Below are 24,368 nucleotides of genomic sequence, written 5' to 3' on the forward strand. Positions count from 1 at the left end.
GATGACGAAGGGGGTTTCCTCAGTAGGGCAACAGATGGTTCAGGAGCAGCGCATAAAACGCATCAATGCGATCGAATGCAAAACATGGTGGCTAAACGGATCGCGACTTAAATGACGGACCTACCTGCGAGGATAGGCAAGACCGGTCCCCACCTGTCCCGGCTCGCACGATCGTAGGAAGCGAATCAACCCGCCCATAAAAGAACTTGTCTCCGTGTCGTAGCCCCTTCAAATTGCAGCTTTGGCTAACGCGACATCCGGCTGTAAGAGCGGGGCAACCTGCCATCGGCGTGCGGCGGCACTGTGTCGAGCACCGTCGCCGAGCGCGCCCTCACGAATCTGCAGCTTGTTGAAGTTCAAGCGCGCGTTCGAGGCTTAGCAGTGGCGTGTGTCGTTAGCCGCCACGCACCCGAAAGATGAGCAGCAATTACTCACGCAACGTCAGGATCGTCTTCGGGCTCGGATACCAGTGCCGCGGGCAACGGCAGTCCATACCGTTCACACAGGAACCGCGTTTGGCAGTACCTTTGAGCATCAGCGGCCACATTCCCTAGAATCGCAGAATTCATTCCAGCTCCAATGAGGATCCCTACGAATGGAACAACTTTGGCGACGTTTTGAATTGGGACCCTAGCGCCTGTGGGACCAAGCTGCTGCATCAATTTCTCAAGAACGGCCAAAAGTCGATGATCTGTTCGAAGTTTGGGCGACCAATTTACGCGTCCTTTGGCCGCACCCGCTGCCTGTGCGACTTTATGCAACGGTTCAGCTTTAGATGCCTGCGTCATGAACGATCGGCGCACCAGCCGCTGGATGAAGAGCTGCTCTTCGGGATCTTTCGCATCATACCCATAGGAGTACGCAATGCGAGTAGCAATGGAAGTGCTTAGGACCTGAATGACGAGGATGTCTGCCGTCATCGCGACTGGAATGCCAGCAACAGGCACGAGGGCGAGGAGGCCCATCGCTCCGCCTTCGAGTGCACCAGCGGTCCGCCACCTCAGCGTGTTACGGGTCAGCAAGCGATCACAAACCTTCAAATCCTGCTGGCGCAGCTCAGAGAATGAATTCAGCGTGATGCCACGTTTGCGTGCGAGCTTCTCAACGGTTTTCGGGTCATTTAGTTCAATCGCCCAGTTGTTGACCAATTCGAGTAAGGCTATTGCAGCTTCGGCCATGGGTCGTCCAGCCTTGCTGGCGACCACTTCACTCGCGCGATTGATGGGTTCACTGACCGCGTCTGGTACAGAGTCTGCGATACGACTGATGGCGTTGCCCGCGACCTGACTACTGCGATCTAGGGCGGTGCTTGCCCAATTTGGAAGACCACGGCGGTTATTGCGGCGCTGCCAATGCCCATCGAGCTTGTCCCAAACCTGCTCGTCGTATGCGCTCATCGAGTACTCGCCGTTGAAAGAAGAGCCTGTGTCGGTGCTCATTGAAGTTCCATCCTGCTTGGGGAGGCTAGCTGCACAATGACGCTACCAGTAGGAAGTCCAATTGCACTTACCGGCTTTTATTGCGCGTAAGTGATATTGCGTGATGCTCCCATGGGACGAAGGATTTGGAACCCACGCTCTAGTTGATTGAGGCGCATCGGACGCCCAGAGCTTGGAGAGCCCCCAACACGGTTGGTATGGCTGCACGGGGTCGCTATGTGATCTAGTCACTGTTCAGCCAGGTGTTCTGGTTAGGTAGTTCGACGCACGTGCGTTGTTTGTGGATGCAGCGCTTCCGCCGCCATGCAGCACGTCCACGTGCACATGATCCAGGTGCCGCAGGATCTCGTTGGCCGGAGCCGGCGCGTCGTAGGGGTGCCACTGCCCGCGAGCGGTGCGTGCACTCCAAAATTGGTCGTCGAAGATGACGTACTGAATGTCCAAGTCCTCGGCGTGGGCCACCAGCCAGTGGGACAGCATCCACCCCTCGCGCCGGTTCTCCTCGGTCACTGGACGGAAAAACACATCGATGGCCCGCCCGTCGTAGTGCGTAGATTCCTCCCCGTGTCCCTGGCCCACGCCGCCCGGCGCGAAGCCGCCCAGGCTCTGCTCGCCGAACACCTCGGTCATCGCCGTCCGCACCTGCTCGGCGCGGGGAGTCAGGCCGGAGGCAGTCATCTCCTCCACTTTCAAAGCGTCATCGACCGAACCCCTGCAGCTCAGAGCCGGCCCTGCATCGCCGGACGGTCCCTCGACCAGAACCTGCAGGACGGCCTCGTCGATGCCCGAGGTGTCCGAAGCCTCCGCATCGCGGGCTCGTAGTGCCACCGCCGTCGTCGCCACCTTTGCCTCCTCGCGGTCGAGCCCGATCTCGCCCTCCTGCGTCTGCACGACGCACTCCGGACCTGCCAGGAGCGCGCCGCCGCCGGAGCGCAGGTCGCTGAGGAAGCTGGGCTCCATGATCGCCAACGCTGCAGCGAGCGCGCCGAGCAGGAGGGCAGCGAGGAGCGCGCGGGCCGGACGGCGTCGACGTCTGGAGGTTGTGCTACCGGTCATGTGCACTGCCCAGGAGAACTCAGTCTGGCGACGAGAGGCGTAGGTTCACCGGTCGACTCACCTCTGCGAACGACTACCGCGGCGGACTTGCTCACGACGACCAATCCTCTCCCATTGGGGCACGTTCTGCTCCCAGCAAGGTGCACCATGCATTCGAAGAGTTAATTTATGGTCAGCGTCAGTAGTTCCCTTGGTGAGACGACGTAGCGGTCGCCCCTGCACCGGTCTGGCGATCCCAGCAAAGTTGGTCACGCGGCTTCGAGGGCTATGAGCCAGTCCGATGATCGGGTTAGGTGCTCAACCTCAGCAGGGGCGGTAGGTCTTCCCACCCGGCGCGTAGCAACGAGGACCGGTGTAGCCCGGATAAGGATCTTGAGCTGCAGGGGGAGCAGGAGGGACGTACGGCGCCACGGGCGGGATGTAGGGCTCCGGTGCGGGCGGAAGGTTCCGGATCCGCTCCTGCTCCGCGGCTGCTGCTGCGTCCGCCGCCAATCGGTCCGCCTCAGCACGAGCGTTTGCTTCAGCCTGCACACGCTCGGCTTCGACGCGTGCGGCTTCTGCCGCTTCAGCCTGAATTCGCTCGGCCTCGACCCGCGCAGCTTCCGCCGCCCTGGCGGCTTCTGCTTCAGCCGCTGCAGCTTGGGCTGCCTTTTCCGCTTCGACGCGCTTGCGCTCGGCGGTGGCCTCGGCTTTTTTGAGCGCTGTGGCTTTGGTGTTGGCGGTTGCCAGTGACTGCTCGCCCTTCGCGATCTGCTTGTCGAGGTCGCGCATCATCGCGGCCGTGCGATCGGCTCCGAGTGCAAGAACGCGGACAGTGTCCTTGCCTGCCTCAAGGGCTTCCCGTGCGGCCTTCGCACTGGTCAGGGCGGCGAGGATGCCGGCAGCGGTTGAAGCGGCAGCTGCTCCTGTCTCCCCAACCGATGCCTCAGTTGCCGCGGTGAGGGTTTCCATGGCATCAGTCACCTCCGCCGGAAGGGTGCAGCCCGCAGCGGGGTCGAGTAGTCCGACACCCTGCGTCGTGGCCTCGTTGTATGCCGCTTGCACCTCGTCGTAGTACTTCTTGTTCGGCTCGATGAGAACGGGTACGCCCAGGCCCACCCGCGCGAGTTCCGCATTGACCAGGGTCTGGCCTTCGATGAAGACGGCGGCCAACACGCGGTCGTACTTGTCAGTTCGCTCGACATCGAAATCCAGCGCAACCTTCGTTCCGGGCGGAGTTAGTGATTCGAGCTTCTGGGTGGCCTCCGGGCCGAGGCACTCGACGGGCTTGTCGGGGTGCTTGGTCTCAGGCGTATCCACATTCAGCAGACGTACGGTCTGGTCCGCGTCGTCGAAATTAATGACGAGGGTGTCGCCGTCCACCACCCGCACCACGGTGCCTGACTGGTAGGCGGCTGTCGTATTGACTGCCGCTGCACTCGACTGGTCAGGGGTGGTGCAGCCCGTCAAAGTTGAGGCGAGTACCGCCGCGGTGAGAATGGTTGCCGGTGTGAGGCGGCGGAAACGAGCAGGATTCATCGGCCTTTTTCTACGGGTACGAATACGGTGTTGGAGCGGTTGGTTCAGACGGGAGAATCCGCCACTACCGCTCGCGGAGTGTGCCGCCTGATGCGGATGTGCCTTCCGGGCCTGATGCAGGCTGATCGGAACAAGCGCGTTCTCGCGGAGGGACCACATCAAAGACTTAGCACAAATCCGTACCTCTACGAATTGAGTCACAGAGCGTGACAGATTCTGCGCGGCCCAGGGGATAGCTCCATCGGCTATCCGGATCCCCGAGTTCATCAAGGATTGGTGTCTGTCAGCTGGCCCGGCCCCTTCAACGAACCTGACCATCGAGATCGAGGATGGCACCAAGATCTGCCGATCCTGAGCGAAAACTGAGCTTGCGAGGTGTAACAAAACGACCGGTCGATCGACCATCGCGGGCAGTCCAGATCCCAAGGATGCCTACGCGTAAACTTCCCCAAGACACAGCATCAACCCTGGGGGCCCTCCATCAATTCTTCATTCCGTCCGCCTGCCCAAAAATCGTCATCGACGATCAAGCTGGAGGTGCGGCGCTCGACGGCTATCGTCGCCGGTTTCGCCCTGTTCCTCATCGTCATCGGCCTCATCACCAATGGCCTCAGCGGGGCGCTCGTCATGGCGGCGACATTCGCACTCTTCACGGGGCTCTACACGCTCCTGACCAACCGTCCGTCGTGGGCACGCCTCGCTGGACGCAAAGCCGGGGCCATCACCGCGGGAGCTGCCGTCGTCGCCCTCCTCATCGGCGGCGCCGTCGCACCCTCGGACGACGCGGTCCAGACGGCCTCCGCCGAGCAGGCGACTGAGGAGGCTGAACCGGCCACCAAGCAAAGCACCGGCACGCCGTCCGCAACAGCAGAGCCCACTGCGTCTGCGAAGGCCACACAGTCCGCGAAACCGACACCATCGCCCAAGCCCACCGCAACAACGTCGGGCGTCGCTCCACTCGACTCCGATGCCGTCGAGGACGCGTCCGGGACGCCACGCGCGCCGTCGAGCCAGCCGGTCCCCAACACCACAGCCCTCGCCCTGTTGAAAACTCTGCCCATCAAGGGGCGTGCGCCGAAGACCGGGTACGACCGCGAGCAGTTCGGTCAGGCGTGGGCCGACGTCGACCACAACGGCTGCGACACCCGCAACGACATGCTGAATCGCGACCTGACGGAGATCGCCTATGTGAACTCGGTGCCCTGCAAGGTGCAGTCCGGGGTGCTCGATGATCCCTACACCGGAACCGTCATCCCGTTCCTGCGCGGAGAGGCGACGAGCAGCGACGTGCAGATCGACCACGTCGTCGCACTTTCCGACGCCTGGCAGAAGGGCGCGCAGCAGTTGACCTTCGACCAGCGCGTCGCCTTCGCGAACGACCCGCTGAACCTGCAGGCCACCGACGGGCCCACGAACCAGCAGAAGGGCGACGGCGACGCCGCCACCTGGCTGCCGCCGGACAAGTCCTACCGCTGCGAGTACGTCGCTCGGCAGGTCTCGGTCAAGGCGACCTACACCCTCTGGGTGACGCAGGCCGAGCACGACGCCATGGCCGGAATCCTCTCGGACTGCAACGGCATCCTAGCCCCGACCAACCAGATGGCGCCGTCCGTCACCCAGCCCCCCGCGCCAGTGGAGACCGAGGCGCCCGCCCCCGTCGTAGCGGAACCCGTCGCCCCGTCTGCCGTCGAACCGGCTCCTGTCGCACCTCCGGTCGTCGAGCCCGTACCCGTGGCCCCCGTACCCGTGGCTCCCGCACCGGTAGCACCCGCACCGGTGGCGCCAGCTCCGGCCCCCGCGCCCTTCTACCAAAATTGCGACGCCGTCCGCGCCGCGGGCGCCGCACCGATCAGACCCGGAGACCCTGGCTTCGAGCCAAAGTTCGACGGGAATGGCGACGGGGTGGGCTGCGAATAACGGCAGCAGGGAACGACGGCGGGGCAGTCACAAACAATGGCTGCCCGCCGTCGTCGTGGCGTACCAGGGCGATTCGACCCGTTAGGTCAGGCCGGGATATCGATGCTGACAATGCGGTCGTCACCCGGACGCGGCTCGCTCCGTCCGTTGGTGTTGTTGGTGAGCACCCACAGGCGTCCGTCCGGCGACTCGATCACCGCCCGGAGCCGGCCGTACTCACCCACCAGGTACTCGGTGCTGGTGGTGGGATAGCCCACCGGTACGGCACGCAGTCTCGCGCCGCGCAGATTGGCGATGAAGACCGTGTCGTCGACCACCGCGATTCCGCTCGGACTCGCCTCGGACGGGCTCCACTGCTGGACCGGATCGACGAATCCCTCTTCCTCGGCGATGCCCTCGACGACCGGCCAGCCGTAGTTCCCGCCGTCCTCGATGATGTTCAGTTCGTCCCACGTGTTCTGCCCGAACTCACTGGCGAACATGGTGCCGTCCGCTGCCCAGGCAAGACCCTGAACGTTGCGGTGACCATAGCTGAAGACGAGGGATCCGGGGTAGGGATTGTCCGCGGGGACCTCGCCGTCCGGCGTCATGCGGAGGATCTTTCCCCCCGGGGAGTCGAGGTCCTGCGCCCTGTCGGGTTCGCCGGCGTCGCCCACCCCGGCATACAGCATGCCGTCCGGCCCGAAGGCGATGCGGCCACCGTTGTGGATCCTGTTCGAGGGCAGCCCGTCGACGAGGGTCTCCGCGTCCCCCAGGGCCAGGGAACCGGGAGCGCCGTCGAGCGTCAGGCGCTGGATCCGGTTCCCGTCCGTACCGGTCGAGTAGGCATACAGGCGGTCCTGGTCGTCGACGGCCAGACCGAGCAAGCCACCCTCTCCGCCGTGTTTCACGCCTTCGACCGTGCCGACCTCCCGTCGATTGCCTGCCTCGTCGAGTTCGAAGATCCGTGCGGTGTCCCGCTCGCTGATGAGGAGGGTGCCGTCGAGGAACGCCATGGACCACGGCAGGGCCAGACCTGTGGTGACGTCCCGTGCGCCGGCCGCTCCGCTCACGCCGACGTCGGGTCCCGACGTTCCATCGGTGGAGTTCCCCGACGGGCCGGCACCGCTGCTCGTCGTGCAGCCGGTAACCAGGACGGCGACGACGAGACCGACGAAACCGGCGAGGGGGATTTGTCTCAGCATGCTCGGCTCTTTCCAGTGGGGTCACTCAGCAAAGCCCAATGTCATGCTGAACGATCCAGTTGTCCGGAAGTGCCCGGCACCCCGACGCGGTGCCCTCGACGGCGCATTCCTGGATGTCCTCGAAGGCAAGTGGCAATCGTGGCAGAGTGACGAGCATGCGCCACACGCCCTCTTTCGTCCTGTCCGATGTCGGCGAGGTCAAGCGACTCGTCCGGGAGAATCCGTGGGCGACCATCGTGTCCTCACCCGCCGGCGGTCTCGTTGCATCCCACTACCCGGTGATCCTCGAAGAGACTGCCGATGACACCATCAGCATCGTCAGTCATGTCGGGCGCCCCGACGAGCAGCTGCATGAACTCGGCGACCACGAGGTGCTGCTGATCGTGCAGGGGCCGCACGGCTACATCTCGCCGGGCTGGTACCCCAGCGACCAGATCATCCCGACGTGGAACCACGTCACGGCTCACCTGTACGCGACGCCGGAGATCCTGTCCGACGAGGAGAACTTCCTGGTGCTGGGAAAGCTCGTCGACCACTTCGAACGCGTCATGCCGGAGCCCAGCTCGCTGACCCTGGATCCCGAGGGATCGCGCCGCGTCGCCCAGGGAACAGTTGGCATCCGCCTGCGCGTGACCCGCTTCGACGCCAGGCTGAAGCTCAGCCAGGACAAGGCGCCCGCAGTGAGGGAGCGCATCATCGACGAGCTCGAGCACGGCGAGCACTACCCCCATCCGGCCCTCGCCCGGGAGATGCGGCGGGTCCAGGGATGAGGAGCGAGATGAGTGACGTCCTGCTCCGCTCCGCTCGGCTGGTCGGGACGGCAGGCAAGCCGCTCGACATCCTGGTCGAGAACGGGATGATCACGGCTATCGGTGAATCCATCCGTTCCGGTGCAGCCCAGGTCGTGGATGCCGGCGGACGATGGGTGTCACCGGGCCTGTGGGACTCGCACGTGCACATGAGCCAATGGGCCCTCGTACGACAGCGCCTCGACCTGTCCTCGGCGACATCTGCCGCCGAGGTGGTGATGCTCGTGGCCGAACGCCTGCGTGCGGCACCACCTCCCGCCGGGCAGCCCCTGATCGGCTACGGCTTCCAGGACGGACTGTGGCCGGATGCACCGTCAGCAGGGCTGCTCGACGCCGTCAGCGCCGACGTGCCCGTTGTCCTGGTGAGCAAGGACCTCCATGCCGCGTGGCTCAATTCCAGGGCTCTCGCCCAGCACGGTTCCGCCGGCCATCCCACGGGGTTGCTGCGCGAACAGGCCGCCTTCGACGTCAACACACGCATCAGCGCGGTTCCCGACCAGCACCTCGACGCCTGGGTCGCAGATGCGGTCGACGCCGCGGCCGCCAGGGGTGTCGTCGGCATCGTCGACCTCGAGATGACACTCTCCATCGACCGCTGGGTGCGCCGTGTCGCCACCGGCACGCGTGGCCTGAGGGTACGGACCGGTGTGTACCCTCAGGATCTCTACGCCGTCATCGCGAGGGGCCTGCGCACAGGAGACACCATCGACGGTACCGATGGCTTGGTCACGATGGGACCGTTCAAGATCATCACCGACGGCTCTTTGAACACCCGGACCGCGTTCTGCCACGACCCGTATCCCGGGCTCGAGGGCGCAGACGAAGGGCACGGGATCTCCATCATGGACGGGAACGACCTTGTCGACTTTTTCCGCCGCGCGTCGTCGGCCGGGCTCGTCCCTGCGGTCCATGCCATCGGGGATGCCGCGAACTCTCTCGCGCTCGACGCATTCGAGGAAGTCGGCTGTGGCGGCAGCATCGAGCATGCCCAGCTCGTCCACGAGAAGGACTTCCGGCGCTTCGCGCGGATGGGGATCACGGCGAGCGTCCAACCGGAGCACGCGATGGATGACCGTGACGTCGCGGACCGCTACTGGCCCGGGCGCACACACAGGGCCTTCGCCTTCGCGAGCCTGGTGGCAGCAGGAGCGAGGATCACCCTCGGCTCGGATGCGCCCGTCGCGCAACTCGATCCGTGGGTTTCGATGGCCGCCGCCGTATTCCGTACGCGTGACGGTCGGGAAGCATGGCACCGGGAGCAACGCGTTCTGTCCTCGGTGGCCCTCGCAGCGTCCACCGACGGGCGTGCGACGCTCGAAGCGGGGTCGCTCGCCGACCTCGTGATCACCGAGCTGGATCCACTCGTGGCCAGCGGTGAGCAATTGCGGGACTTCCAGGTGGCAGCGACAATGCTCGGCGGTCGCTGGACGCACTTCACCCTCGACTGAGACCCGAGATCAGGTTCCGCAGTCGAAGGGCGACGACGTCGCCCCCTTCCCGCGGTACAGGCCTCACCCAACGCCGGGTGCGCCGTCGGTGGCATTCATGTGCCCGAGGAGGACTGCCGGCCCGCGCTCACCCGGCCTGCTGGTCACCGGTGGTCGGTTCGGGCCGGTGGGACTGCGGGCTCAGGCGGTGGCCTCACGACGACGGACGACGAAGGTTGCGCCGGCCACGGCTGCGAGCACGAGGCCGGCGCCGAGAACCGATGACGCGGTAGTGTCCACGGGGTCCTGTGCGACCCCGGTGTCCGCGCCGCCCACCGGCATCTGTCCGACCTGGGGCTCCGCGCCGCGGATCTCCGTGGTGCCGCCCGGGACGAACTCGGGGCGGTAGACGTAGAGATCGCTCTCGCAGGCGATGCCGTCGCCGTCGACGTCGAGGGCCGCGGTGTAGGCCGGGGAGCCGACCGGGATGTTGTAGACCGCCGCGGCTGCGGCCTCGTCGCAGGTCTGGTACGGGAAGGCCTGGGCCGGTGCGGCAGACAGTGCGGTGAACGCTGCTGCGGCGCCCAGGGTGATCGTCGCCGTGCTCTTCTTCATGATTGCCCCTTTGCAGATGAATGAGATGCTCCTGACATCGCCGGAGCGGATGACAGGAAAAGATATAGTACACGGTCCACTCCGGTGGTCTTTTTTCTGAAAGTGTGACAGCTCAGGCGGCGGTTGTTTCGGTAACAGATGCTTCGGACCGGAGAGCTGATCTAGTCTGGGCGCACTGGTCTCAGCCTTTGTTCTGCCCCGACCCCGGTCGGGGTGCCTCTATGTGGGAGTACGTCTGGTGGATCAGTTCGCGGTTGCTCGGAAGCATGATGTGTTGTTCCTGCGATGGGAAGCCGGTGCGCGAATCACCCACGCCATGGCTGTTGACGCAGCCTTGTCCCTGAAGGAGCTCAGCGACGGGCAGATGCTGCCGTTGGTCGTGGTGATGGGCGGGATCGACGGGCTGACCCTGAGAACGCGTATGGAGATGAATACCTATCGCGGGTTCAGCGTCGTCGCGCTGGTCGGCGACGGTCCCGTCGACGAGGTCCTCGCCGGGTTCGCCCACAACTCGCTGACCCGGACCCGTTACTTCACCTCCGAGTCCGATGCGCTGGGCTGGATCGAGAAGTACGCGTCCTCGGAAGAGGAATCGGCTGCTTAGCTCGGCGACAGTGCCCACCCGGACACTCCCGTCCGGATTCCGAGGGATCGTGTCCAAGGTAAGAACAAGATAAGACCAAGGTCTCCCCGGTTGACTGCATTTGGGAGGCACGACCGGCTTCCCTGAAAGGGAGACCCGTGAGTGCAGAAGTAGCCGCCGAGGCCGTCGTCGAGCGACCATCATCGACATCCGACGAGCCGTCCGGGCTTTCGCGCAGGGGTGCGATGTTCTCAGCGGCGGGAGCGAGCCTGCTGTCCGTCCTGCCGATGGGAGCTCCAAGGGCCTCCGCGGCCCCGGTGCCGGCACCGCCCGTGCAGAAGCCTGCCAATCTGGGGCCGGCGACGGGGCACGCGGTCGGCAACCCGCGAGGCGCGGAAATCGCTGTGAAGGCGCGGCGCAGCCAGCAGGGCCGTTTCGGCCTGATGTTCCCGTCCCTGAAGCCGTTCGCCCCGTCGGAGGCTCTCCTGGCTGTCATGGCCCAGCGGATGATCGACCCACGACTACCACTCGCCGATGTGTCCTCGAGTGAGGACGGTTTCGACAACGCGGAGATGCCGGCCGGGTACACCTACCTGGGCCAGTTCATGGACCACGACATCACGCACGACACCACGCCCCTGTCCCAGCAGAAGGCCGACCCTCTGGCCCTGGTGAACTTCAACACCCCGTTCTTCGACCTCGGCTCCGTCTACGGCCGCGGCCAGGCGGAGGACCCGCAGCTCTACGACCCCAAGAACCCTTCCCTGCTCCTGGTCGCGACCACCTCCGAAGGGATATCGGACCTGCCCCGCACGTCCACAGGAGCGGCCATCATCGGTGACGGGCGGAACGACGAGAACCTCATCGTCTCCCAGATGCACCTGGCGTTCCTGAAGCTGCACAACCACTTCGTAGGCCTCGGCAACTCCTTCGCCGACGCGCGCAGGCTCGTCCGCTGGCACTACCAGTGGGTGATCGTCAACGACTTCCTGCCCCGCATGGTCGGGCCCGCGATGGTCCGGTCGATGCTGCTTCCCCAGTCCGATGGGACCATCAGGGTCGACACCAGGTTCTACAAGCCCGGGAACCGCCTGAAGCCGATGATCCCGCTGGAGTTCTCCGTGTGCGCCTACCGCTTCGGTCACAGCATGATCCGCGCCGAATACGAGATGCACGACAACACCACCTTCCCACTGTTCGGTCCTCCGGGGCAGGACCTGCGTGGTTCGCGTCCTCTACCGTACGACGCGCGGGCCGACTGGAACTACTTCTTCGACATCCCGGGGGTGGAGCCGCCCATGGGACGCAACACCGCCCGGCTCCTCGACACGCAGCTGTCCTTCCCCCTGGCGAACCTGCCTCCCACGGTGGTGAGCCACATCGATGGCGCCATCTACGCCCTCGCCCACCGCAACCTGCTGCGGGGCGTGAAGCTCGGCCTTCCTGCAGGGCAGGACGTCGCCACGGCACTCGGCGTCCCTCCCATCCCCAACACCAGGCTCGGGCTGTACGAACCTGAATGGGGAAGCAAGGCGCCGCTCTGGTTCTACATCCTCAAGGAGGCGGAACTGCAGGGCGGCCACCGGCTGGGGCCGGTGGGCGGTCGGATCATCGCCGAGGTCATCCTGGGACTGCTGGCCCTGGACCCCGACTCCTACCTGAATTCCCGCACCCGATGGACGCCGGCCGACCCCGCCTTCGGAATGGGAGAACTGTTCAGGATGAGTGGTGCGACCTTCAAGGTGGAGGAGGACCTGCCGGAAGAGGTCCTCCCCGAGGAGGAAGTGCCGGAGGAGGGGCTGGTGGGGGACCACCTGCCCGAAGGTGAACCAACCGACGCCTGAAGGGGCCGGAGAACCCGCCGTCTACGCGGACTCGACAGCCGTCCTTCGCAGGTGCGCCTGAACCACCTCGCGCACCGAGGTCCAGTGATGCGGACCATAGCGTTCGTTGTCGACGTGGTGGAGTTGGGCCTCGCCGCTGAACATGCTGACGAAGTACTGCATGCCCTGCCAGGCCGGGAACGTCGCGTTCTTGTCCTTCGACAGGGCCCGCCCGACCCTGCTCATGGTCGACAGGATCCCCGTGGTGCCGGCCCACTGTGTGCTGAAGGGTGTACCAGTGAGGCCGCTGAGGGTATGGGCGATGCTCCGAGCGGTGACGCGGTCCCCAGCGATCTCGACGACGCGGGGAGCCTCCGCATCGAGGGCCACGAGCGCAACGACACGGGCGACGTCGTCCTTGGTGGTGAAGTCGAGGACCTGGTCGGGGGAGGACCAGAACAGGACGCGGCGCCGCCCGAAAAGGATCATCGGGGCCTGTCCCGTGAGCATGTCGGTGAAAGCGCCGTTCAGGACGGACGTCACGCGGAGGGGCGCAGCGTCGAGCGTGGCGGCGAACTCGCGCCGGAGCTCGAAGTTGCGATTGCTGCCGGGAGTCACCCGGCGGTAGTCCGCCGAGTAATCCGACGGGATGAACCGCTTCACGCCCGCTTTGACGGCAGCCGCCAGGAGGGCCCGCTGGGCGTCGAGGATGACGGTGTCCGTACCGCTGACAGCCGAGATGACGGCGTCCACGCCCGACAATGCAGCAACGAGGGCGGGCTCGTCCGTGTAGGCGGCCTCGTGGATCTCCACCCGATCCTCCCCGGCATACATGGCTTGAGCCGTTCCGCTGCCGGGGCGGGTCAGGACCCGGACGAGGGTGTCCGGATTCGAGCTGTCGCCGAGCAGTTCGCGGACGATCCGGGACCCGAGGTCGCCAGTGGCGCCTGCGACGAGAACGGTGCTGGTCATGGTGGGCCCTCTTCTAGATGGTTGTCGGCGCGGTACAGCGACTCAGGCGCTCTCTTCGCCCTTGTCGTCGACTTCCTCGACCCACGACGGCGGCTCGTCGCGGCCCTGCTCCTCGTCCTTCTCGGCGTCCTCCGGCGTCTCCTGCACAATGCCCTGCGCGTGGTGCGTCGGCGCGTAGATCGTGTAGAGACGCAGCGCTTCGTCTCCCGTGTTCTCGACGTCGTGCCAGGTGCCGGCGGGCACCTGGATGCTCCAGCCATCCTCGACGTCCCGCTGGAAGGAGAGGTCGTCCTTCGAGGGACCCATCTTCACGCGGCCCTTCCCGGCATCGATACGCAGGAACTGGTCGGTGCCGTGGTGCACCTCGAGGCCGATAGCGCCGCCGGGCTCGATCGACATGAGCGTGACCTGCAGGTGCTTGCCGGTCCAGGCGACGCGGCGATAGGCGGCGTTCTCCGTCGTCGCAGTCTCGATGTCGAAGGCGTTCGGGTTCGGTCCGTTGTCGGTGATGTCCATGAACGCATTCTGTCCCATCTTCGCCCGGGGTCGCCAAATTGGCCCTTCGGGCTCCGCGCCGGTTGCCAAACGCTGCGGGTCAGGGACAGGCTGTGCGGTGTCAGAAACCCCACATCAGCCCGACCCCGGTTCCGGTCGGTGCCGGGGGTCGGTGCTGAGGATCGACATCATCACGGCGTCCACCCATCCGTTGTTCCAGTGCAGCGCGTCGCGCATGGTCCCCTCTTCCACGAAACCGATCTTCCGGTAGGACCGCATGGCCCGCTGGTTGAAGGCGTAGACCTCCAACCCGACCCGGTGCAGGCCGATCTCGTCGAAGGCATGAGCGATGACGGCACGCCCGGCTTCGGTGCCGTAGCCGTTGCCGGTCGCGCCATTCCCGCTGAGAGCGATGCGGTAACCGATCGACGCATTCGCCTCATCGAGGTCGTTCAGGACCACCTCGCCGAGGTACTGGCCCGTGTCGCGCCGCACGACGGCCCAGTCGGCGCGGTCCTCGCTTTCCGGCACTTTCTCCAGCCATGCGCGGATCTGGTCCCTGGTGAATTGCGCATGCGTGCCCGTCAAGCGTTGTAGCTCCGGGTCATTCACGTTCGACCACACGCCGTCAAAATGCTCCAGCCCCTGAGGCTCGAGTCGCAGGCGCGGGGTCTCGATCATCGGCAGACGGGTGAAGTCGTAGTCGGCGTTCATTCTTCCTCGGGTGCTGGTCGTCCGCGCCCGGGCGTCTCCAAGCGGTGACCCCACCCTATCCACGGCGGCGCAACCCCCTGCGAGCAGCAGGCGCGGCACAGGAATCGGCCTGGTCCTCTGCGGGTGCGAGCTACCGCCCCACGAGCTCGAAGGGCGATTCTGCCGCCCCGGTCCACCGGTACAGGTCCAGCACAGCGGTCTGCTTCGTGACGCCGTCCTCGACGACTCTGCCCTGGGTGGCGATGTAGAAGTAGCCGTTGCCGAGGGACTCGAGGCCGACGTCGGCGGTGAAGTTCCAGCCCCGGATCCCGGTGGGCTCGTGGAAGAGGCCCTGCTGGAGGAGGGGGAGGAGCAGGCCTTCCTCACGCGTCGGCTGGCCCTCGATCACGCCTCGCGTGGGACGGGACGAACCGTCGATGGCGTAGAGCGAGTAATTGGGGAACTGCTCCTTGACGCCCTTGTAGACGCCGAGGAGCCAGGTGTGGGTGAAGGCGTCGTAGCTCAGGTTCTGCACGCCGTAGGTGGTGTTGCCGGTGTAGACAAAGTACTTGCCGTCGGTCGTCGTCGGGCCGCTGGTGTGCGGGGCGGCCTGGGTGAGCGGCTGCTCGTACTTCTTCCAGCGCGTGACGTCGTACTGCAGGAGCACCTGGTGGTCGTTGTCGTCGCGCTCGGTGTTCGAGTAGACGCCGTACGCGACCGTGAGCAGCTGCTTGCCGTTCTTCCGCCCGAACGCGGGGCCGAAGGTGACGCCGTCGATCCCGCTGCTGCCGTAGCGGTGGTCCGGGGTGTGGGCGATGTTGCCGTCGAACACGCCGTTGCCGTCCATGTCCGCGGTGAAGTCCTGCACTACCTCGTCGAGGTAGACAGCTGTGACGATGCCGTCCGTCTCGGCGTCCATGTCCATCCCCGTGATGCGGTCGACGTCGAAGATGGCGATGTAGAAGGACTCGGCCTCCTTGTACTCCAGGGACCCGTAGACGCGACCGTCCTTCTCGTTGAAGTCGAGGTCGCCAAGGTGTCCAGTGAAGCCGGTGACGGTGCCGAGCACGGTCCCGTCGAGATCCGTCTTCACGAGCATCGAGGTGAAGGAGTAGTAGACGAACTCGTTCGCGGTGTCGACGGCGATGCCCTGCACGTGCCCGGCCGGCCAGGCGCCGCCGTCGATCGTCGCGGGGAAGTCCTCCACGGCGGGTTTCGCGGCGCCCGTGACCAGGACGGCGGACACCAACAGGGTGATGGCGCGGGCAATTGCTTTCACGAAGGGCTCCTCGTTCGACAGCGGTGGTCTGGTGTCCACGCTGCCGAGTGGGAGTCACGGGCGGGTGGCCCTCGCTGGGCACGGAGGTGAACAGCCCGCGAAGGGTTCCCCTCGCGCTCCGACCGCCACACCTGATGTACTCGGGATCAGGACTGCCTTCCGAAAGGACACCATGACCATCGATACCGCCGTCTTCGAGCTCTCCGACGCGCACACCACCGCCATGCACGAGCTCTACCGGCACCTGCACGCGCACCCCGAGCTGTCCATGCAGGAGACGCACACCGCCGCGTTCATCCTCGAAAAGCTGACCCACCTCGGACTCGAGACGTTCATGTGCGGCGGCACCGGCGTCGTCGGGATCCTGCGCAACGGCGACGGACCGGTGGTCGGCTACCGCGCCGACACGGACGGACTGCCGATCGAGGAAAGTACCGGGCTGGAGTATGCAAGTACGACGACGGGGACGCTCGCCGACGGGAAGGCCGTGCCGGTCATGCACGGCTGCGGGCACGACACCCACATCACCGTAGGGCTGACCGCCGCGCAGCTGCTGACCGAGAACCGCGACGCCTGGGCCGGCACGGTGGTGTTCATCTTCCAGCCGGGCGAGGAGATCGGCGAGGGCGCGGAGGCCATGGTCGAGGACGGGCTGTGGGACAAGGCGCCGATGCCGTCGATCATCTACGGGCAGCACGTCTGGCCAGGGCTCGCCGGCACGGTGAACATCAGCAAGGGCACGGCCATGGCGATGGCAGACTCCTGGAAGGTCACGGTACAGGGCAAGCAGGCGCACGGCTCGCAGCCGGAGCAGTCGATCGACCCGATCGTCCTCGGCGCCCACATGGTGGTGCGCATCCAGACGATCGTCTCCCGCGAGGTGCACCCCATGAAGTCTGCCGTCGTCACCATCGGCACCTTCCATGGCGGCCTGAAGGAGAACATCATTCCGGCATCGGCGGAGTTCACGCTCAACGTGCGGACGTTCGACGTCGACGTGCGCGAGCGCGTCCTCGGCTCACTTCGGCGCATCATCAGCGCGGAGGCGGCGGCGTCGGGCGCCCCGGAGCCGACCATCGAGGAGATCTCCAGTTTCCCCCAGTGCTACAACGATCCCTCCTCGACCGAGGACCTGATGGCTGTCCTCGGCGAGGTCCTGGGTGAGGACGCCGTCATCGAGGCTCCGCCCGTCATGGGGAGCGAGGACTTCGGTCTCCTGGCCGAGGCCATCGGTGTCCCGAGCGTCTACTGGTTCTTCGGCGGGCACCCGCAGGAACTGCTCGACGGCGACGGCCCGGTTCCGGGCAACCACTCGCCGTTCTTCGCCCCGATGATCGAGCCGACACTGACCACCGGCGTCCGGGCAGCGATGACGGCGCTGCTGTCGAAGGTCGGAACGGCGTGAGGACTGAGCTCCACGAACTGTCCGCCGTCGACCTGACCGGCGCCATCCGCCGTCGGAAGGTGTCAGCGCGCGAAGCGCTCGACGCCCATTTCGACCGCATCGATGCCGTCAACGGTTCCATTAACGCCGTGATCACCCAGGACCGGGAGGGCGCTGCAGCGCTCGCGGAGGCGGCTGACGAGCTGACGATGTCGAGCGCGGACCTTCCGCCGCTGCACGGACTGCCGATGACACACAAGGACACCCACAACACCAAAGGGCTGCGCACCACGCAGGGATCGGTGGCGTTCAAGGACTTCGTGCCGACGTTCGACGACCTGATCATTGGCCGCCTCAAGAAGGCCGGCGTCGTGACGACGGGCAAGACCAACGTTCCGGAGTTCGCCGCCGGCGCGCACACCTTCAACGAACTGTTCGGCACGACGGTCAACCCCTATGACACCTCGCTGAGTGCCGGCGGCAGTAGTGGGGGAGTGGCGGCGTCGATCGCGGCCCGGATCCAGCCGTTGGGCGACGGCAGCGATATGGGCGGCTCGCTCCGCAACCCGGCGTCGTTCTGCAATATCGTCGGCTATCGGCCCTCCATCGGCGTCGTTCCGTCCCTACCGACCCGCAACGCCTGGGCGTGGCTGAACCGCAACGGGCTGATGGCGCGCGAGGTCGCCGACATCGCGCTGGGGATGGCGGCGATCGCGGGCGCCGACCCCGCTGTTCCCTACCCCTACCCCGTCTCCGGTTCGTTCACGGCCCCACTCGAGCGGGACCTCACCGGACTGCGGATGGGATGGTCGCCCGACTTCGGACTCGGCGTGCCGGTGGATCACGAGGTGCTGCGGGTCCTCGAGAGCCAACTGCAGGTCTTTGCCGACCTCGGTGCCATCGTCGAGGAAGCGGCGCCCGACCTGCGCGGCGCCGACCAGGTGTTCGGGACGACGCGTGCCTTCGATTTCGTGCTCGGCCTCGGGGAGCTCGTGAAGAAGCACGGCGATTCCATCAAGCCCGAGATCCGCTGGAACGTGGAGCAGGGACTGCAGCTGACGGTGCAGGACATGGTGGACGCGGCTGTCGCCCGGACGCGTCTCGACACTGGTGTGCGGCGCTACTTCGGAAAGTACGATGTCTTCGCCAGCCCGACCGCACAGGTGCTCCCCTTCGATGCGTCGCAGCGCTACCCGACGTCGGTCAACGGGGTGGAGTTCGAGACGTACCTGGACTGGATGCGGTCGGCCACTCTGATCTCGGCGACAGGTCTGCCCGCGGTGTCGGTGCCTGCAGGCTTCAGTGACGACGGCCTGCCGGTGGGGCTGCAGTTGGTGATGCCGCACGGAAAGGACATCGAGCTGCTGCAGGTTACGTATGCCTTTGAGCAAGCGACGGGGTGGGCGAAGCGGGTGCCGGAGCTGTAGTCGACTGTGAGGACCGAGGACCGAGGGTCGATGACGCGACAGCAGGGCAGCCAGGGCAGCGGGATCGGCCAGCCGAATCGCCTGGTGTCCGACAGTGCTAGTGTCACTGGACACAGCACCAGCGTGAGGAGCACACCATGGCGGGCAGAAGGGACAAGGCCTCGGAATTTTTGAAGAATGGTGCTGGAAAAGCCAAGGCTGCCGGCGCCAAGGCGTACTCGATCGCCAACGATCCCGCGGCCCAGGCCAAAGCCAAGAAGGTGATCGAGGGTGGCAAAAAGGCCTATCAGGTTGCAACAAGTCCTGAAGCGAAACGGCTGTACCGCCAGGTCGCCAATGGGGTAAAGAAGATGCGGAAGAAGTAGGCCGGTCGCAACGCCCTCGATGTCACCGGCGGACCTCGATCTCGGGATGGTGCTCCGCGACCCATGCAGCCATTCGGTTGCTCCGTCGTTCGATTAGAACGGGGGAAGGACGCCCACGGCCGACGCGAGGAACGCCGCGGGTACCGCGAGGAGCCAGCCGATCCGCCGTCGTCGTGCCTGTTCCACCAGCCCGTGCAGTGCCTCGAACGGCAGGACGACCTCGGTCGGGTCCCTTAGAACGGGCGCGGTACGCCGCCAGGTCGAGGGCTGCGCCGCAGCCGCCGACAGGAGCGCGACCTGCTGCTCGGTGTAGATGACCGGACGCCGCGTGATCCACCGCAGGAGCTGGTTCTGGCGAAGCACCGCCACGGACCGGTGCTTCTCCTTCACGGTGACCTGGCGTGCGTCGACGACCACGATCGCAGCCGACGCGGGAACATGCTGCAGGACTGCGGCGGAGAGCAGCTTTCCTGCCCGTGCTGCCTCGTGCTCGGAATTGCGGACGTAGGGGTACCGCGTCCCGGCGACCATCAAGGTGCCCTTCGCCGTCCAGACGTTCTGTCCGGGATGCCGCTTCGTGTTGATCGTGAAGACGCCTGTTGGACCAATGACCACGTGGTCGATGTCGGATGATTTCTCACCCACCGGAACGGCGTGCAGGACGGTCCACTCCGGTCCCAGTGCGGCGAGGGTTCGACCCACCGCGCGCTCGCCGAGTGCTCCCCAGTACCAGGGGCGACTATCACCCTTCAGCGGGTGGACGCCGAGGACCCGGGCCAGCAGCCCGCGCGTGTCCACCGCACCGTGGCCGTCGAGCAGCTCTTCCATGACGGACTGGCCGGGGACGCGCCGCTTGAGCAGCCCGAGCGTCGCGGGCTCGACGTACGCTTCGTCGCCGTCGAGCGGGACAGCCGCACTCATGTTCCGCTTCCCGACGCCATGCGAGTCCCCCTGGACCTGAAGCCCGGGCGAGCTGAGCCTCGCCCGGGTAGGTCGAATCTACCGGGCGATGCGCAGTGGCGCGCTGGTTCGTCCGCCCGGTTGGAGACAGGATTGCCGCAGGATTTACGCATTGCAGGAGAGGCCGGGAGAAGGCGCGCCTGGTGCGGGCCGATAGGCTGGGCAGGGCCGCGGACGAGTGGCGACAGCCTCAGGGGGAACAGTGCACGGTCTCAACTTCACCGCGATCGACTTCGAGACGGCCAACAGCAAGCGCGGCTCGGTCTGCGCGGTCGGTCTGGCGAAGGTACGGAACGGCGTCGTCGTCGATACCGCGTCGTGGCTGATTCGGCCACCACGCTCCGTCAGTGAGTTCGCTCCCATGAACGTCTCGGTCCACGGCATCCGCCCGAGTGATGTCCGGACTGCTCCGGAATGGCCCGAGAGCCTGCAGCGCATCCGAGCCTTCGCCGGCGATGACCGGTTCGTCGCCCACAATGCATCCTTCGACCGCTCGGTGCTGCGTGGTGCCTGCCTTGAGTCAGGGCTGGCAGTGCCGGACGCCACCTTCCACTGCTCCGTCGACCTCGCGCGCCGCCTCCTCGACCTCGACTCGAACAAGCTCCCGCATGTCGCGAAGGCCCTGGGTTTGGGAGCCTTCCAGCACCACGACGCGGGGAGCGACGCCGAGATCTGCGCGGCCGCCGTCGTCGCCATCGCGCGCAAGCATGCACTTTACTCGCTGGACCTGCTCTGGCCGGCGACGAAGCCGACGTCGTCGACCGGTTCCCACCGCTACGCCAAAACCCCGACCCTCGCCGAGCTTCCTCAGGCCAATGGTCAGGCGGACCCGTCGAACCCCCTCCACGGCCAGATCGTGGTGTTCACCGGGGACCTCACCACGATGACGCGCGAGGAAGCAATGGGCCGGATCGCCGCCCTCGGGGCAACTCCGGCCAACAACGTCACGAAGAAGACCACGATGCTCGTCGTCGGTCAGGAGGATGCCAGCCGGCGCACGGTCTTCCTCACCTCGGGTAGCAACAAGGAGCGGAAGGCGCTCCAGTACATCGGTGCGGGTCAAGCCATCCGCGCCGTCAGCGAGTGTGAGCTGCGTGAGTGGTTCGGCCTGGATCGGCCCGAGGACTCCGTCGAGGAGACACCGGCAGACGTGCTCGGAACGCTGGAGTCCGCAGTGACGGGGCTGCTCGCCTGGATCGGGCGCCGCAAGGTCACGTAGGCGGGCTCAGCTCAGGATGTCCTTGGTGCTGAACCGCCCGTAGGCCAGCGTCCCGAAGACGGCGATGTAGCCGAACTGCAGCAGCGCGTTGTCGGCGAACGAGTTCCACACGATCGGCTGCCGCAGCAGATCCCCGAAGCCCAGCCAGTAGTTCGTGAACAGCCAGGGGTGCAGCCACTCCAACTGGGGGAGTGCGCCGAGGATCTGCGAGACGGCGGCCAGCGCGGCCGTCGCGGCCATGGCGCCGACCGGAATGGTCGTGAGCGTCGAGATGAACAGGCCGATGGCGCTGAGGCCCATCAGGGACACCGTCACGTAGAGGGCCAGGCGCAGCAGCCGCACGAAGTAGCCGGGGATGCCCACGGTGTCGCCGGACAGCAGCGTCACGGGCCCGATCGGGAACAGCAGCGCCCCGATGATGGCGCCGGTGATGACGACGGTCAGCGTCGCCACGAAGCAGAACAGCGCCGCCCCCGCGTACTTCACGAGGAGCAGCCGGATGCGCCCGGCCGGGGCCACCAGCAGGTAGCGCAGCGTGCCGAGGTTCGCCTCGCCAGCGATCGTGTCGCCCGCGACGACGCCGATGGTCAGCGGCAGGAACAGGGGAATGGCGACGGTCAGGGCCGTCAGCGACACGAACAGCCCGTTCTGGGTGATGCTGTTGAGGAACGCCGGACCGCGACCGCTCGCCGACTCGTCCGAGGACACCCGGACGACGACGGCGATGAGGATCGGGATGAGCGCCAGTGCGCCGATCATCGCCCAGGTGCGCACCCTGCGGAACAGGACGCTGATCTCGGAGAGCACGAGCGTCAGTCCGAGGCCTCCCGTGCGGGGGCGGGTCTCGACGGATTCAGCCGGCAACGTCGAACCCCTCTCCGGTCAGCGCGACGAAGCGGTCCTCGAGGGAGGCGCCACTGGCCTCGAACCCTCGCACCCGGACGTCCGCACGCACCAGGGCCGCGTTTACGGTCTCCGGCAGGAGGCCGGGGACGGAGAGCTCCGCGGTGAGGACGTCGTCGCGCCCGTGGCGCTCGGGGGTGAGGCCGAGCCCCGTGAGGACGCGGTGGGCGTCGGCGTGGTCGGGCGTCGTGATGCGGACGTGGGCGGTGCCCTCGGCGCGGAGCTCGTCGAGCGTGCCCTGCGCGACCAGGCGGCCTGCGCTCATGATGGCGATCCCGGTGCACATCTGCTCCACCTCGGCTAGTAGGTGGCTGGAGACGAAGACGGTGGTGCCGTCGTCGGACAGGGAACGGATGAGGTTGCGGACCTCGCGCGTGCCCTGGGGGTCGAGGCCGTTGGTGGGCTCGTCGAGGATCAGCAGATCCCGCGGGGCGAGCAGCGCGTTGGCGATGCCGAGGCGCTGCTTCATGCCGAGCGAGTAGGCGTGCGCACGCTTCCGCGCCGCGTGGCCGAGGCCCACGCGCTCGAGGGCGGCGTCGACGCGCTTGTTCCGGGTGGTGGGGGAGGTGTGGCGGTCGGCGGCGTCGAACCGCTGGAGGTTCGCCCGCCCGGAGAGGAACGGGTAGATGGCGGGACCCTCGACGAGGGCACCCACCCGTGGCAGGACGGTCCGGGCGTCCTTCGGCATGTCGCCGTCGAGCAGCCGGATGTCGCCGCTGGAGGCTGACGCGAGGCCGAGCAGCATCCGGATGGTGGTGGTCTTCCCCGACCCGTTGGGGCCGAGGAATCCGAAGACCGTGCCGCGGGGTACTGCGAGGTCGACGCCGTCCACCGCTTTCTGCCGGCCGAAGACCTTGGTCAGCCCGTGCGTCTCGATCGCGAACTCTCCCGCGGGCGACCGCGGACCCGCGCTGACCCGCGGGCCCGCACTCGGCGTGCGGGTCGGGCGGGCAATCGCGGTCACCGGCGGGACGCGGCGACGAGCTGGTCGGCGCTGACGGCTCCTGCGAGGATGCGTCCGTCGTCGGTGATCAGCACCGAGACGAGCGACGTCTGCAGGGCGCGGCCGCCGTCGACCTCGGTGAGTGCCTGCTCCAGCATGGCCTGGGCGCCGGCGACCTCCTCGGGATCCATGCCGGGCTTGACCTCCATGATGTCGCCCATGCCGGCCGCTTCGCCGGTGCCGAGGTTCAGCCCGAGTTGCGCGGCGCTGCCGACCGGCAGTTCCACGATGGTGCTCCAGCCCTCGCCGATCACCACGGGCTCCTCGGAGGGGGCGGTCTGGTCCTTGCCGTCGACGCGCGCTTTCGCCTCGTCGACGTGGGCCGTCGCCTCGTCGGCGGTGGGTGCCTCCGTGACGGCGGCGCCCTCCGGCGGGGTGAACTCGAAGATGCCCGCATCGGGGGTGCTGAAATCCACGGCGCTGAAGCCTGCCTCGAACGCAGCTTCCTCCTGGCCCCTGGCCTGCACGGTGACGCTGAGCGGGACCCCGGTCTCGGAATCGATGCTCACCGCGATGGACCCGATCAGGGTCGCTGCGTCCTCGGGGGTCAGCAGAAGTTCGTAGGCGCTGCGGCCGGCGACGCGGCTGGTGCCGTCGACGGTCACCTCGGTGCTGGGATCGATCCTCGCGAGGAAGGCCTGCGCGAGTTCCGCCGGCGTCCGCGGGATGTCCTGCAGCTCGGGGTGTTCGGCGATCTTCTCCTGCAGCTTCGCCTCGAGTTCGGCCTTCACGGCGTCCTTGTCGGGCAGGACGGCGTGGGCTGCTTCGTTGGCGCTGGAGTCGTAGTACCAGGCGTCGGTCTCATTGATGACGACGCTGCGCTGGGCCAGCTGGTCGAGCACCTGGACCTTGGCTTTGTCCGGCCCGTCGACGTAGACCTGGGCGGAGTGCTCACCGGTCAGGAGTTCGAGGACCATGGACGTCGGGTCCGAGCTGGGGGTACGGCCCGGGGGAGAGGCGAGGCTCAGGTCCGGCAGGCCGAGGTTGGAGGACTGCTCGACGGTGCCGGAGTAGGCGTCGTCGGCGCTGGTGGCCACGAACTCGAGCAGCTCCTGCGCGGTCCTGGCGGGGAGTTGCGGCTGGGCCTCGGCAACGGCCGAACCGCTCACGGCAGCAGTGACGATGACCACCGGAACGATGCCGGCGGGGAGCCAGCGCCAGTTCTTGTTCATGATTGAGCCTTCCGAACGAATCTTCGCCCCATCTGACGTCAACGCTACACCTGCAAGCTGGGAGGGGTGAGGCGTCTATACCGGGTGAACGAGCGGGAGGGGCGGGGCGTGCCGGACACGCAGGA

The 24,368-nt window shown here is 66.4% G+C and carries 22 protein-coding genes; 9 read left to right on the forward strand and 13 right to left on the reverse strand.

Translation table 11 applies throughout. The annotated features are described in order from the left end of the window. Positions 1 to 431: 431 nt before the first annotated feature. The 3 genes from ACX80I_RS09975 to ACX80I_RS09985 all read right to left on the reverse strand — a co-directional run bounded on the left by ACX80I_RS09975 (position 432) and on the right by ACX80I_RS09985 (position 4,214). Entirely contained in the window at positions 432 to 1,439 is a 1,008-nt protein-coding gene (locus tag ACX80I_RS09975) for an EcsC family protein (protein ID WP_459344957.1), read from the reverse strand. 234 nt (positions 1,440 to 1,673) lie between these two features. After that, on the reverse strand, positions 1,674 to 2,495 hold the full coding sequence (locus ACX80I_RS09980; protein ID WP_459344958.1) for a VldE C-terminal domain-containing protein: 822 nt from the start codon (positions 2,493 to 2,495) through the stop codon (positions 1,674 to 1,676). 303 nt (positions 2,496 to 2,798) lie between these two features. Further along, complete coding sequence (locus ACX80I_RS09985; RefSeq protein WP_459344959.1) at positions 2,799 to 4,214, reverse strand: thermonuclease family protein; 1,416 nt, start codon at positions 4,212 to 4,214, stop codon at positions 2,799 to 2,801. A 336-nt stretch (positions 4,215 to 4,550) separates the two neighbouring features. On the opposite strand from ACX80I_RS09985, the gene ACX80I_RS09990 reads away from it, so the two are divergent. Continuing rightward, on the forward strand, positions 4,551 to 5,930 hold the full coding sequence (locus tag ACX80I_RS09990; RefSeq protein WP_459344960.1) for a GmrSD restriction endonuclease domain-containing protein: 1,380 nt from the start codon (positions 4,551 to 4,553) through the stop codon (positions 5,928 to 5,930). An 86-nt stretch (positions 5,931 to 6,016) separates the two neighbouring features. On the opposite strand, the gene ACX80I_RS09995 is transcribed toward ACX80I_RS09990, so the two are convergent. After that, a complete protein-coding gene (locus ACX80I_RS09995; protein WP_459344961.1) occupies positions 6,017 to 7,114 on the reverse strand; it encodes a PQQ-dependent sugar dehydrogenase in 1,098 nt (365 codons plus the stop codon). 155 nt (positions 7,115 to 7,269) lie between these two features. Between ACX80I_RS09995 and ACX80I_RS10000 the strand changes: the two genes are divergently transcribed. Next, positions 7,270 to 7,884, forward strand: a complete 615-nt coding sequence (locus tag ACX80I_RS10000; protein WP_459344962.1) for an FMN-binding negative transcriptional regulator — start codon at positions 7,270 to 7,272, stop codon at positions 7,882 to 7,884. A gap of 8 nt (positions 7,885 to 7,892) precedes the next feature. Continuing rightward, positions 7,893 to 9,371, forward strand: coding sequence for an amidohydrolase (locus ACX80I_RS10005; protein WP_459344963.1), 1,479 nt, complete (start codon positions 7,893 to 7,895; stop codon positions 9,369 to 9,371). Between the two features lie 180 nt (positions 9,372 to 9,551). Here the strand turns inward: ACX80I_RS10005 and ACX80I_RS10010 are convergent, their stop codons facing one another. After that, positions 9,552 to 9,965, reverse strand: coding sequence for an excalibur calcium-binding domain-containing protein (locus ACX80I_RS10010; RefSeq protein ID WP_459344964.1), 414 nt, complete (start codon positions 9,963 to 9,965; stop codon positions 9,552 to 9,554). Positions 9,966 to 10,236: 271 nt separating this feature from the next. Between ACX80I_RS10010 and ACX80I_RS10015 the strand changes: the two genes are divergently transcribed. Then, positions 10,237 to 10,569, forward strand: a complete 333-nt coding sequence (locus ACX80I_RS10015; RefSeq protein ID WP_459345158.1) for a DUF7793 family protein — start codon at positions 10,237 to 10,239, stop codon at positions 10,567 to 10,569. A 137-nt stretch (positions 10,570 to 10,706) separates the two neighbouring features. Then, positions 10,707 to 12,392, forward strand: coding sequence for a peroxidase family protein (locus tag ACX80I_RS10020; protein WP_459344965.1), 1,686 nt, complete (start codon positions 10,707 to 10,709; stop codon positions 12,390 to 12,392). Positions 12,393 to 12,413: 21 nt separating this feature from the next. Here the strand turns inward: ACX80I_RS10020 and ACX80I_RS10025 are convergent, their stop codons facing one another. The 4 genes from ACX80I_RS10025 to ACX80I_RS10040 form a co-directional block, all read right to left on the reverse strand. Further along, positions 12,414 to 13,343 carry an NmrA family NAD(P)-binding protein gene (locus ACX80I_RS10025; protein WP_459344966.1) on the reverse strand — a complete coding sequence of 310 codons (930 nt, stop codon included), beginning with the start codon at positions 13,341 to 13,343 and terminating at the stop codon, positions 12,414 to 12,416. A 42-nt stretch (positions 13,344 to 13,385) separates the two neighbouring features. Beyond that, a complete protein-coding gene (locus tag ACX80I_RS10030; protein WP_301229310.1) occupies positions 13,386 to 13,859 on the reverse strand; it encodes a cupin domain-containing protein in 474 nt (157 codons plus the stop codon). Between the two features lie 114 nt (positions 13,860 to 13,973). Then, positions 13,974 to 14,552: a GNAT family N-acetyltransferase gene (locus ACX80I_RS10035; RefSeq protein WP_459344967.1), complete on the reverse strand. Its 579-nt coding sequence runs from the start codon at positions 14,550 to 14,552 to the stop codon at positions 13,974 to 13,976. A gap of 130 nt (positions 14,553 to 14,682) precedes the next feature. Continuing rightward, positions 14,683 to 15,810: a hypothetical protein gene (locus tag ACX80I_RS10040; RefSeq protein ID WP_459344968.1), complete on the reverse strand. Its 1,128-nt coding sequence runs from the start codon at positions 15,808 to 15,810 to the stop codon at positions 14,683 to 14,685. A 172-nt stretch (positions 15,811 to 15,982) separates the two neighbouring features. Between ACX80I_RS10040 and ACX80I_RS10045 the strand changes: the two genes are divergently transcribed. The 3 genes from ACX80I_RS10045 to ACX80I_RS10055 all read left to right on the forward strand — a co-directional run bounded on the left by ACX80I_RS10045 (position 15,983) and on the right by ACX80I_RS10055 (position 18,986). Next, positions 15,983 to 17,215, forward strand: a complete 1,233-nt coding sequence (locus ACX80I_RS10045; protein ID WP_459344969.1) for an amidohydrolase — start codon at positions 15,983 to 15,985, stop codon at positions 17,213 to 17,215. After that, the gene (locus ACX80I_RS10050) at positions 17,212 to 18,621 is read left to right on the forward strand and encodes an amidase (RefSeq protein ID WP_459344970.1); all 1,410 of its coding nucleotides are present in this window, start codon (positions 17,212 to 17,214) and stop codon (positions 18,619 to 18,621) included. Before ACX80I_RS10045 ends, ACX80I_RS10050 begins: the two co-directional genes overlap by 4 nt. A 137-nt stretch (positions 18,622 to 18,758) precedes the next feature. Continuing rightward, complete coding sequence (locus ACX80I_RS10055) at positions 18,759 to 18,986, forward strand: hypothetical protein (protein WP_459344971.1); 228 nt, start codon at positions 18,759 to 18,761, stop codon at positions 18,984 to 18,986. 93 nt (positions 18,987 to 19,079) lie between these two features. Here ACX80I_RS10055 and ACX80I_RS10060 read toward each other — a convergent pair whose 3' ends face one another. Further along, complete coding sequence (locus tag ACX80I_RS10060) at positions 19,080 to 19,907, reverse strand: nuclease-related domain-containing protein (RefSeq protein ID WP_459344972.1); 828 nt, start codon at positions 19,905 to 19,907, stop codon at positions 19,080 to 19,082. 241 nt (positions 19,908 to 20,148) lie between these two features. Between ACX80I_RS10060 and ACX80I_RS10065 the strand changes: the two genes are divergently transcribed. Continuing rightward, positions 20,149 to 21,165: an exonuclease domain-containing protein gene (locus tag ACX80I_RS10065; RefSeq protein ID WP_459344973.1), complete on the forward strand. Its 1,017-nt coding sequence runs from the start codon at positions 20,149 to 20,151 to the stop codon at positions 21,163 to 21,165. A gap of 6 nt (positions 21,166 to 21,171) precedes the next feature. Here the strand turns inward: ACX80I_RS10065 and ACX80I_RS10070 are convergent, their stop codons facing one another. Genes ACX80I_RS10070 through ACX80I_RS10080 form a run of 3 tightly spaced genes read right to left on the reverse strand, consistent with a single transcriptional unit; the run spans position 21,172 to position 24,243 of the window. Next, positions 21,172 to 22,029, reverse strand: coding sequence for an ABC transporter permease (locus tag ACX80I_RS10070; protein ID WP_459344974.1), 858 nt, complete (start codon positions 22,027 to 22,029; stop codon positions 21,172 to 21,174). Beyond that, on the reverse strand, positions 22,019 to 23,023 hold the full coding sequence (locus ACX80I_RS10075) for an ABC transporter ATP-binding protein (RefSeq protein WP_459345159.1): 1,005 nt from the start codon (positions 23,021 to 23,023) through the stop codon (positions 22,019 to 22,021). Before ACX80I_RS10075 ends, ACX80I_RS10070 begins: the two co-directional genes overlap by 11 nt. Before the next feature lie 5 nt (positions 23,024 to 23,028). Next, complete coding sequence (locus ACX80I_RS10080; protein WP_459344975.1) at positions 23,029 to 24,243, reverse strand: LolA family protein; 1,215 nt, start codon at positions 24,241 to 24,243, stop codon at positions 23,029 to 23,031. Between the last annotated feature and the right edge of the window lie 125 nt (positions 24,244 to 24,368).

This window comes from Arthrobacter rhamnosi, from assembly GCF_054510855.1.